The 8,710-nt window shown below is 64.2% G+C and carries 6 protein-coding genes and 1 pseudogene; 1 reads left to right on the top strand and 6 read right to left on the bottom strand.

Annotated elements, in window-relative coordinates; genetic code table 11:
- Window positions 1–285 precede the first annotated feature (285 nt).
- Window positions 286–501: a hypothetical protein gene (locus A7D16_RS07495; protein ID WP_064631321.1), complete on the bottom strand. Its 216-nt coding sequence runs from the start codon at window positions 499–501 to the stop codon at window positions 286–288.
- A gap of 332 nt (window positions 502–833) precedes the next feature.
- Window positions 834–2,152: pseudogene (locus A7D16_RS07490) on the bottom strand (TonB-dependent receptor plug domain-containing protein); the annotation flags it as partial.
- Window positions 2,153–2,380: 228 nt separating this feature from the next.
- Between A7D16_RS07490 and moeB the strand changes: the two are divergent.
- Window positions 2,381–3,541, top strand: coding sequence for a molybdopterin-synthase adenylyltransferase MoeB (moeB, locus tag A7D16_RS07485; RefSeq protein ID WP_275655042.1), 1,161 nt, complete (start codon window positions 2,381–2,383; stop codon window positions 3,539–3,541).
- 348 nt (window positions 3,542–3,889) lie between these two features.
- Here moeB and A7D16_RS07480 read toward each other — a convergent pair whose 3' ends face one another.
- The 4 genes from A7D16_RS07480 to A7D16_RS07465 all read right to left on the bottom strand — a co-directional run bounded on the left by A7D16_RS07480 (window position 3,890) and on the right by A7D16_RS07465 (window position 8,691).
- Window positions 3,890–5,110: a molybdopterin molybdotransferase MoeA gene (locus A7D16_RS07480; protein WP_064631319.1), complete on the bottom strand. Its 1,221-nt coding sequence runs from the start codon at window positions 5,108–5,110 to the stop codon at window positions 3,890–3,892.
- A 317-nt stretch (window positions 5,111–5,427) separates the two neighbouring features.
- Window positions 5,428–6,825 carry a ribosome biogenesis GTPase Der gene (gene der / locus A7D16_RS07475; protein WP_064631316.1) on the bottom strand — a complete coding sequence of 466 codons (1,398 nt, stop codon included), beginning with the start codon at window positions 6,823–6,825 and terminating at the stop codon, window positions 5,428–5,430.
- Between the two features lie 10 nt (window positions 6,826–6,835).
- A complete protein-coding gene (bamB, locus tag A7D16_RS07470; protein WP_064631314.1) occupies window positions 6,836–8,053 on the bottom strand; it encodes an outer membrane protein assembly factor BamB in 1,218 nt (405 codons plus the stop codon).
- Window positions 8,053–8,691, bottom strand: coding sequence for a YfgM family protein (locus tag A7D16_RS07465; RefSeq protein ID WP_064631312.1), 639 nt, complete (start codon window positions 8,689–8,691; stop codon window positions 8,053–8,055). The genes bamB and A7D16_RS07465 overlap by 1 nt, the downstream gene beginning before the upstream one ends.
- Between the last annotated feature and the right edge of the window lie 19 nt (window positions 8,692–8,710).

Below are 8,710 nucleotides of genomic sequence, written 5' to 3'. Positions count from 1 at the left end.
ACGTCAGCCGGCCTCCATGCACTAGCGCTTCAACCGCGCGCAGCAAGCTGCGTTGGCGTAATGCATGCATCCCGGAGAGTGAGTTAGACAAGCATTTCTGCAATACTTCGCTGGCGCGCATGGTCGGTACTCTTCTTTGGCTTAGTCACCTTGAAGCGTGCCCCATGCGCGCACTTTCTTCCACACCCTGGCATACCAAGTACTTGATCTTGCAGGAAGAAATGTGGGGATACCTCAGATCCTGCACCGTTTCCTTCACCCGACTATGCCGGGACTGGCAGGGTGTCAGGCACCAGGATCCGCAGGCCCGAGCTGATTGGCACCCAGGATCTCGTCAATGCGCTTGACGATCTGCGCTGCCTGTTCCTGCGACTCCGCCGCGCCGGTGATCTTCTCGGCACGCGCATGAAACGCATCCCAGAAGTCGTCCGGATGCTGGCTGCGAATCTCGGGCAGTTGCTCTTCCAGGTGTTTCAATTGCGCATCGATGTCAGGGGTCATGAAGCTTCCTCGTAACCATAAAGCCGCAGGCAAGGTGCCTGGCGATCATCAAACAGGCCCGTGGCTGCGCTGTGCAAGCCAGTGGGTGTGCCATGCATCAAGGGCGACGCTGCTGCCGCACAGTCCCGTGTTCTGTTGACCCTTACGCTACCGCTAAGACAGTGAGCCTGACGCCAACGCCACACTCCAGGCCGTCACAGCCGAAACCGGAAGCCCAGCGTATAGCTACGCTCAGGCGATGCGATCTCGCGCGGGAAATCGCCGCCACGGCGGCCGAAGTAATTATTGGTTGTGGTTCCCAACAGATTGGTCGCCTCGGCGAACAGGGTGAGGTGCTCGTTGAGTTCGTAGTTGAACGCCAGGTCCAGCCACTTCTCCCGCCCCTGGTTGATCTGCTCGGGCTGGTCGCCGGAACTGTTGAAACTCACTGCGTAATCGCCGCGCCAGTTGTAGGCCGCGCGGGCAGAAAAATGCGCGTACTCGTACATCAGGATCGCGTTGTAGGCATTCTTGGACACGTTAGTCAGCGGCTGACCAATGCCCTCCGGTGAGTCCGCTTCTGCAGAAACATAGGTGTAGTTGAGCTGGCTGCCAAAGCCGGACCACCAGCCAGGCAGGAAGTCGTAGAAGTGCGTGTACCCCACTTCCATACCCTTCAACGTGCCCTCGCCCGCATTGCGCGGCCGGCTGATCGAATACACGACGCCGCCGATCGGCTCGTCGGCCGCGTAGTTCTGGATATAGCCATCGATCCTGCGATGGAAGCCGGCCACCGACAGCAACGAGCCCGGGCGGAAATACCATTCCAGCGACACATCGGCATTGCGTGATTCATCAGCCCGCCCGCGCTGTAGGGCACGTAGAGTTGCCGGGTCGCATCGAGAGGGTTCGGTTTGAGATCGTAAGTGCCGTAGAGCGTGTTGGATTCCTGATACGGCCGGCGCTGGTACGACACGCTGCCCATCCAGCCCATCCGCCCCACGTCGGTGTCCCGGCGCTGGCTCAGCGTGAGGCTGCCGTTGGGAACGGTCTTGCCGGATTGATCGCCACGCAACGCACTGCCACTGCCGGCAATGGTGCTTTCCTGATCGAAATCGAACGGCCGCCGCAAATGCACGTCGACCACGCCGGCAATGCCGCCTTCCTGGAATTGCGCGCCGGTGGTCTTGTACACGTCCACGCTGCGCAGCAACTCGGCCGGCACATCGGCCAGCTCCATGTCGCGCCCCACCGTGGTGAACACGTTACGCCCATCCAGTGTGGTGACCACGTTGGGCAACCCGCGCACCAACACCTGCCCCACCTCGCCACCGGCGCGCGCCACCTGCACACCGGTGACGCGCTGCAGTGCTGCAGCCACGCTGTTGTCGGGCAACTTGCCGATGTCTTCGGCCACGATCGAATCGCTGATCTCCGCGTTGGATTGCTTGGTCGCAATCGCGCTTTCCACGCTGCGGCGCATGCCTTTGACCTGTACCGCGTCCAGGGTGGCGGTAGGCTGCGCGGCGGCCGGCTCCGGTGCATCGGCGGCGTCGGGCGTGGCCTGTTGCGCCTGTGCGCTGCCGCTCAACGCCAGCCCAATCCAGAGCGCCAGCGGACGACGGGCAACGAGGTGGCGCGCAACAGCGTTGCGCGAGGATGCGATGAACATGTGTCTCTCCTGAGGCGGTCGTTGCGATGGCACGCGATAGCGGGCTGCGCAAGACGGTCAAACCGGGCCAGACAAACCGCACTGCCCTGACGGGAGCGAATTACAGCGGCGCCGCGGGCAATGCAGCGTGATCCCGACGACACGCACGCCTGCGCTGTAACGCGGTTTTCACCGGCGTGCGGCAGCTTCGACCGAAGCGACATCGCACGGTACGTACGGCGTCGGCGTTTGCGCGACAATGGCGTCATGAGCAGTCACGACATCTCCCCGGCCGACGCACGTGCACGCGCCCTGCAAGGCGCCTTGCTGATCGATATCCGGCAGTTGCACGAGCGCGCCAGCGGCCAGGCCGAAGGCGCATTGGCGATCGCGCAGGCCAAGCTGGAAACCGCGCCCGGCCAGCATCTGTCCGGGCATGCGCGCGAAATCGTGCTGATCTGCCAAAGCGGCAAACGCTCGGCACGCACCGCCGAAATCTTGCGGACGCAGGGGTACAACAGCGTCGCCTCGGTGCTGGGCGGCACCACCGCCTGGTTGCGTGATGGGCTGCCGGTCGTGCGACCGACCCTGCCAGCGGACGAGCAGGATTTTCTTGAACGGTACTCGCGGCATCTGCGCCTGCCGCAGGTAGGCGTGGAAGGACAGCAGCGGCTGTCGCGCGCACGCGTGCTGCTGATCGGCGCTGGTGGGCTCGGCTCGCCGGCCGCGTTCTATCTGGCTGCAGCCGGTGTGGGTCATCTGCGCATCGCCGACGACGATGTGGTGGACCGCAGCAATCTGCAGCGCCAGATTTTGCACACCGAAGACAGCGTCGGCCTCGCCAAGGTGAACTCCGCTGCACAACGCATCGCTGCGCTCAATCCGCGCGTACAGGTCGATGCGGTGCAGACACGCGTCACCGCAGGCAATGTCGAAGCATTGCTGCAGGAGGTCGATGTGGTGATCGATGGCGCGGACAACTTTCCAGCGCGTTATCTGCTCAACGACGCCTGCGTCAAACTCGGCAAGCCGCTGGTGTACGGCGCGGTGCAACAGTTCGAGGGCCAGGTGAGCGTCTTCGACGCCGGGCGTCACCGCGGCCATGCGCCCTGCTACCGCTGCCTGTTTCCCGAACCGCCACCGCCGGAATTTGCGCCCAGTTGCGCCGAGGCCGGCGTGCTCGGCGTGCTGCCCGGCGTCATCGGGATGCTGCAGGCCACCGAGGCGATCAAGTTGCTGCTCGGCATCGGCGACAGCCTGGCCGGCCGCCTGCTCAGTTTCGACGCACTGTCGATGCGCTTTCGCGAGATCCGCCTGCCACCTGATCCGCAGTGTCCGGTCTGCGCGCCAGGGACGGTATTTGCCGGTTATGCCGATTACGCCGCGTTCTGCGGTAGCGCGGTTGGTTGAGAGTGGGTGTTGAACTGACCGTGTGATGTCGGTTGGCCGACTGACGGATTGGCGGTGCGATGCGGGTTTATTGGCTTGAGGATTACGGCAGCTTAGGCAGCACAAATGGCTGTCTTCCGGCGTACGTACCCTCACCCCAACCCCTCTCCCGCAGGGAGAGAGGCTATGGAGCGACTCGCTGTGGCTGTTCAAGGCTTCAGCTTCAACGCCACGACACCTATGCGCAAGCCAGTGGAATGCGCACTCTACTCATTCAAGTTTGGCGCCAAGCGCGTCGCATGCTGTGCGCTTTCCATCATCCTTCCAACAACGCACTACCTTGCCGGGCAGCATCGATCCATCAAGCGCTCACAACGCGTAAGGAATCACCCGCACGATCTCGCCAGCCTCAAAACGCCGCGCCTGCTCGGGCAATACGATCAACGCATTGCTATCGGCCGCGCCACGCAACAAGTGCGAAGCGTCGCCGCGGTGCGGCAGCGCAATCAGCCGTCCGTCTTCGCCGCACTCCAGCCGTCCGCGCAGGAACTCCAGGCGTTCATGGCGCTTTTCCCATGGGCTTGCCAACGCTGCATGCCAGACCGGGCGCGGCTCGCTGCGCCCCTGCAATCCATCCAGTAACGGCACCCCGTAGGCGATCAGCGTTGCCAGCACCGACACCGGGTTGCCCGGCAGGCCCAGCACCAGGCAGCGGCCAATCTGCCCCAGCACCGCCGGCATGCCCGGGCGCATGCGCACGCGCCAGAAATGGATGCGGCCCAGCTCATCGATCAGCCGCGGCAGATAATCCTTTTCGCCGGCCGAGACGCCGCCGCAGGTGATCACCACATCGAACGCAGCCGCCGCATCTTCCAGCACCGTACGGATGCGCTGCGGATCGTCCGGCAAGGTCGGCCAGGCGGTTGGCGCGTAGCCCAGCGCCCGCAGCTGCGCCATCAGCATGTCGCGGTTGCTGTTGTAGATCTGGCCCGGCCCGAGCGGCATGCCCGGCTCGACCAACTCATCGCCGGTGGCCAGCACCGCGATGGTCGGCCGTGGCGCCACCGCAAGGCGCGACACACCCAACGCAGCAGCCAGCCCGATACGCGCCGGCGTCAGCACCTGCCCGGTCTGTATCACCAGATCGCCCGCGCGCACATCGCTGCCAGCCAAGCGCACCGCCGCGCCCAACGCAGGCATCGTGCGGAAGCGCACCACGCCATCGCGCTCGTCGGCATCTTCCTTCGGGATCACGGTGTCGGCGCCATCGGGCAGCGGCGCGCCGGTGGTGATGCGCAGGCATTGCCCGGCGCTTAACGTTCCAGTCCAACGCTCGCCGGCAAACTGTTCGCCAACCAGCTGCAACGACGCATCGCCCGCAGCAACATCGGCATGCCGCAGCGCAAAGCCATCCATCGCGCTATTGGCAAATGGCGGCAGTGCCAGCGGTGCAATCAGATCGCCGGCAGAGATCCGCCCATCGGCACGCGAGGTGGCAATGTTTTCATCGGGCAAGCGGTTGCTGGCCGCGACAGCACGCAGAATTTGCAGCGCCTGCGCGTAGGGGATGCGGGAAGGATAGTCGGTCATGACGCGCAGGATACCAGCGCACCGCTACCGCGAATGACCGCCGCATCATCGGCGATTGAAGCAGCATGCGCGTTCGAACAACGCGCGCCATTGCGCGCGAACTCAAGATTTCGGCCGAGCACGACGGTTGCCAATGCCTGGAAACAGGCGCGTCAACGTGGTGGAGATTGCGTCAGCCGTTGGTCGAAAGCTCACGAACATCGTTCAGAGCGTTGGTTGCCGCGCCCTACACAGAGCGATCTGCAACTCACAGCTCGACAGACCAACTGGCTTCCACTACCGCCTGAAACATTGCGTGTCGGGCGGCCTGGATGCACCTACTTCCCTTTAACGTGCCGTATCAGGCGCCGCTTGCGTGCGACCTGACGGTCGGTCAACGTGTTCTTCTTACCTTCGTAGGGGTTGGCACCCTCGCGGAAAATAAAACGCACCGGCGTGCCAACCAGCTTGAAGCGCTTGCGGAAGAAGTTTTCCAGGTAGCGCTTGTACGACTCCGGCAGCACCTTCAGGCGCGTGCCATGCACAATGAAGGTCGGCGGATTCGCCCCGCCCGGATGCACGTAGCGCAGCTTGGAGACATGGCCACGAATGCTCGGAGGCGGATTGGTCTCGTAGGCAATTTCCAGCGCCTGGTTCACTTCGCTGGTGCTGAACTCATGCGTTGCCGACGCGTGCGCGCGGTGAATCGCCTGGAACAGCTCGCGCATGCCCGAGCCATGCAATGCAGAGATCCGCACCGCCTCCGCCCAGCTGACGAAACCGAGCTTGCGCGACAGCAGATCTTCGGCCTGCGCGCGCTGGTAATCGCTTTGCCCGTCCCACTTGTTGATCGCAACGACCAGGGCACGGCCAGCATCTAGGATCGCACCGAGAATCGTCGCATCCTGATCGGTCACGCCTTCGGTGGCGTCCAGCATCAGCACCGCCACCTGGCACTGCTCGATCGCCTGCAGCGTCTTGAACGCACTGAACTTCTCGACCGCCTCTTCCACCTTGCCGCGACGGCGCAGGCCGGCGGTATCGATCAGGCGGTACTGGCGATTGTCGCGCTCCAGATCCACCGCGATCGAATCGCGGGTGGTGCCGGGCACCTCGGAGGCGATCATGCGCTCTTCGCCCAACAGGCGATTGACCAATGTCGACTTGCCTACGTTCGGGCGGCCCACGAAGGCGATCCGCACGCGTGCCGGGTCGTTATCCAGCAACTCGCCGGACCCTTCCTCGGGCAATCGCGCACCGACTTCCTCCAGCAGTTCGTCGATGCCCTGCCGATGCGCAGCAGACAACGCCACCACGTCGGAGAAACCATAACGCGCAAATTCCGAGCGCACGGTCTCTTCGTCGGTGCCGTCGATCTTGTTGATGACCAGCACGGTCGACCGTGCCAGCTTGCGCAGCCAGGCCAAGATTTCGTCATCGAGCGAGGACGCACCTTCGCGCCCATCGACCACGAACAACACCAGATCCGCTTCGCCAGCGGCAGCGCGTGCCTGACGCGCAGTGGCGCCGGCCAGGCCTTCCTCGTCGCCGGCGATACCACCGGTATCGACGACAATGAAGGGTTGCTGCTCGTCCAGCCGGCAGACGCCGTAGTTACGGTCGCGGGTAACGCCGGGCTGGTCGTGGACCAGCGCGTCGCGGGTGCGCGTCAGCGCATTGAAGATGGTGGACTTGCCGACATTGGGCCGTCCAACCAGGGCGACCAGGGGCAGCATCGCAAGGTCCTTATTGTGCCAACCGGAAGGCGGTGAGATCGCCGTCGGTGTTTTGTACCAGCAGGATGCCATCGACGACCTGCGGCTGCGCCAGCAGCGTATCGCGTCCGGCGCGAGCGCGCGCGGCCAGTGCACCGTCGCTGAGTTTCAGCCAGTGCAGGTAGCCCTTGTAGTCGCCGACCACGGCGTAATCGCCCTGGATGGCCACACCGGTCAGCGAGCGACGTGCCAAGGCAGCCTGCGACCACATCGCCGCACCGCTGCCCTTGTCCAGGCCCCACACCGAACCGGCGTTGTCGGACACCACCACCACGGCCGATGACACACCGACGCCACCGGCGCCGCCGTGATCGCGCGTCCACAGCGGGCGGCCGCTCGGACCTTCCAGCGCCAGGGTTTCGTTCTTGAAGCTGGTGGCGTACAGCGTGGTGCCATCCAGCACCGGTGCGCCGTCCACGTCGGACATGCGCTCCAGCTCGGTACGACCTTCCGGTACGCCGATGGCCTGCTCCCACAACGGGCGGCCATCCTGCAGCGCCAGCGCGCTCAAGGTGCCGCTGTCGTTGCCGACGAACACCACACCCGGGCCGGTCACGATTGGTGCATTACCGCGCACCGACAGCGTCGGGCCTTCTTCGGCATGGAACCAGCGGCGCTCGCCGGTTGCCGCATCGAATGCAGTGACGCGGCCGTCGTTGCTGCGCACCAGCACCAGGTTCTGTGCAATGGCAGGTGCGGCAATCACTTCGTTGGGCACCTTGGCGCGCCACTTCTCGGTGCCATCGGCCTGGTTCAATGCAATCACGTCGCCAGACAGCGTTCCGATCACCACCAGGCCTTCGCCAACACCCGGACCACCGGACAGACGCTGCTTGAACTTGCGGTCGTTGCGCTCTTCTTTCTCGGGCTTGTACTCCCACACACGCTTGCCGGTCTGCAGGTCCAGCGCCTGCACGCCGCCGGTGATGGCCGCCGCATACACCTTGCCATCGGCCACGGCCGGGCGCTGACGTACGCCGATATGCCCTTCACCCTTGCCCACGCCGGTGGACCAGATCTTGTCGACCTTGACCGACGGCTCGAACTTGACCAGCTCTGCGGGTTCCTGCGCCTTCTTGGCAGCCGCATCCTTCCCGGCAAACCAGCCCTTGACGGTGCTGCAGCCAGCCAGCGTCAGGCCCATCACCGCAATCAACGCAACGCGCTTATACATATCAACCTGCTTCATCAAATCTGCTCCGCCGGATCGGGCACCATGCCGCCCACATCCATCAGCTTGGTTTCCAGCAACCGGCGCTGCGGCGAGGCCACATCCACCGTGGTCAGGGCCTTGGTGTACAGCGCACGCGCTTCATCCGGCTTGCCCTGCGCAACCAGCGCATCGGCGCGGATCTCCAGGCTGGCGTGGTCCTGCGCATCGGCCAGCAGCTTGATCGCCTCGTCCGGCTTGCCGCTTTCGGTCAGCACGCGCGCCAGGCGCTGCTGCACGATCTGCTTGAGTTCGCCTTCGGCCGGCACATCGCGCAGCGTCTTGATCGCCTCGGCGTTCTTGCCGGCATCCACCTGGGCCTTGGCCAGACGCAGCGCAGCCAATTCGGCGTAGATGCCGCCCTTGCCGTCGTCGAGCGCCACGATGTCCTTGGCCGCCTTGTCCAGGTCTTTGGCCTGGATCGACTTCACCACCGCTTCGTAGCGGGTGTTGGCCTCGACCAATTCGGTATTGGTGCGCTTTTGCCACCACTGCCAGCCCAGGATCAGCGTCAGTCCGAACAGGACGCCGCCCACCAATCCCGCGCCATTCTTTCTCAACCAGGAACGAACGCGTTCGCCTTGTTCGTGTTCGTCCAGCAGATCGTCGATCGCCATGCGTACTCTCGCTCCGTCA

The sequence above is a fragment of the Xanthomonas nasturtii genome (assembly GCF_001660815.1).
Classification (GTDB): domain Bacteria; phylum Pseudomonadota; class Gammaproteobacteria; order Xanthomonadales; family Xanthomonadaceae; genus Xanthomonas; species Xanthomonas nasturtii.
Note: the sequence above shows the minus strand (reverse complement) of the source record. Positions and strands in the feature narration are given on the sequence as shown.

Excerpts from the sequence above, each read along its gene's own strand:
- A7D16_RS07495 (WP_064631321.1), bottom strand. The coding sequence starts at position 501 with ATGACCCCTGACATCGATGCGCAATTGAAACACCTGGAAGAGCAACTG.
- A7D16_RS07480 (WP_064631319.1), bottom strand. The coding sequence starts at position 5,110 with ATGACCGACTATCCTTCCCGCATCCCCTACGCGCAGGCGCTGCAAATT.
- bamB (WP_064631314.1), bottom strand. The coding sequence starts at position 8,053 with ATGAAGCAGGTTGATATGTATAAGCGCGTTGCGTTGATTGCGGTGATG.
- A7D16_RS07465 (WP_064631312.1), bottom strand. The coding sequence starts at position 8,691 with ATGGCGATCGACGATCTGCTGGACGAACACGAACAAGGCGAACGCGTT.
- der (WP_064631316.1), bottom strand. The coding sequence starts at position 6,825 with ATGCTGCCCCTGGTCGCCCTGGTTGGACGGCCCAATGTCGGCAAGTCC.